The organism is Stenotrophomonas sp. HMWF003, assembly GCF_003061285.1.
Lineage (GTDB): Bacteria > Pseudomonadota > Gammaproteobacteria > Xanthomonadales > Xanthomonadaceae > Stenotrophomonas > Stenotrophomonas maltophilia_AP.
In genome coordinates this window covers 1-1,174 of sequence record NZ_QAIW01000347.1, presented here as the reverse complement: position 1 = coordinate 1,174, position 1,174 = coordinate 1, and the positions used below count along the sequence as shown (strand labels likewise).

At 70.0% G+C, this 1,174-nt stretch carries 3 protein-coding genes; all 3 read right to left on the bottom strand.

Annotated elements, in window-relative coordinates; translation table 11 throughout:
- A partial coding sequence (locus DBR34_RS23165; RefSeq protein ID WP_308812544.1) for a phosphoribosyl-AMP cyclohydrolase occupies positions 1-255 on the bottom strand: 255 nt, incomplete at its 3' end.
- Complete coding sequence (hisF, locus tag DBR34_RS14010) at positions 245-1,021, bottom strand: imidazole glycerol phosphate synthase subunit HisF (protein WP_128097247.1); 777 nt, start codon at positions 1,019-1,021, stop codon at positions 245-247. The genes hisF and DBR34_RS23165, both read right to left, overlap by 11 nt.
- Positions 1,015-1,174, bottom strand: a 160-nt coding sequence (locus tag DBR34_RS14005) for a HisA/HisF-related TIM barrel protein (RefSeq protein ID WP_258223937.1), incomplete at its 5' end; no start/stop codon positions are given. The genes DBR34_RS14005 and hisF, both read right to left, overlap by 7 nt.

The window sequence follows — 1,174 nt, the reverse complement described above, 5'->3', positions numbered from 1 at the left end:
GTCCACGCGCACCGCCACCACCGCCAGCACGTTGCCCGACGACTCGCCCTTGGTCCACAGGCGCTGCTTGCTGCGGCTGTAGAAGGTCATATGGCCGGTGGCCAGGGTCAGCTCCAGCGATTCGGCGTTGGCGTAGCCGAGCATCAATACGGCCAGGCTGTCGGCGTCCTGCACGATCACCGGCAGCAGGCCGTCGCCCTTGTTCCACTCCAGCCCGTCCAGCGCCTCGCGCGACGGCAGTACTTCAATAGACATCTCGAACCTCGATCTGCTGCTCGCGCAGGAACTGCTTGAGCGCGGGAATGGCAATGGCGCCACTGTGGAAAACGCTGGCGGCCAAGGCACCGTCGACATCGGCCTGGTCGAACACGTCGGCGAAGTGCTGCATCTCACCGGCACCGCCGGAGGCGATCAGCGGCACGTGGCACAGCGCGCGCGCCTGGCGCAGCTGGGCCACGTCGTAGCCCCGGCGCACACCGTCGCTGTCCATGCAGTTCAGCACGATCTCGCCGGCGCCGCGGCGCTGTGCCTCGACCAGCCAGTCCAGCGTGCGCACCGGCACGGCCTGGGTCTTGTCCGGGTCGCCGCTGAAGCGCCGCACCCGCCATTCGCCGTCGGCCTCGCGTACCGAATCGACGCCGACCACCACGCACTGCACGCCGAACGCGTCGGCCAGTTCCTCGATCAGCGCCGGGCGCCCCAGCGCCGGAGAGTTGATCGAAATCTTGTCGGCCCCGGCATACAGCACGCGGCGGGCGGTCTCCACGTCGGAAATGCCGCCGGCCACGCAGAACGGAATGTCGATCAGGCGCGCGATGCGCTCGATCCAGCCCACGTCCACCGCACGGCCCTCGGGGCTGGCGCCGATGTCGTAGAACACCAGCTCGTCGGCGCCCTGGTCGCGGTACCGCAGCGCCAGCTCGACGATGTCGCCCATGTCGACGTGGTCGCGGAAGCGCACGCCCTTGACCACGCGGCCATCGCGCACGTCCAGGCAGGGAATCAGCCGGCGGCTCAGCATGCCAGCGCCTCCGCCAGGGTCATGCGGCCTTCCAGCAGCGCCTTGCCCAGGATTGCGCCGCCACAGCCCACCGCCTTGGCCTCGGCCACGTCGGCAGCGCTGCGCACGCCACCGGACGCCTGTACCGCCACGCCCGGCAGCAGGGTGGCCAGG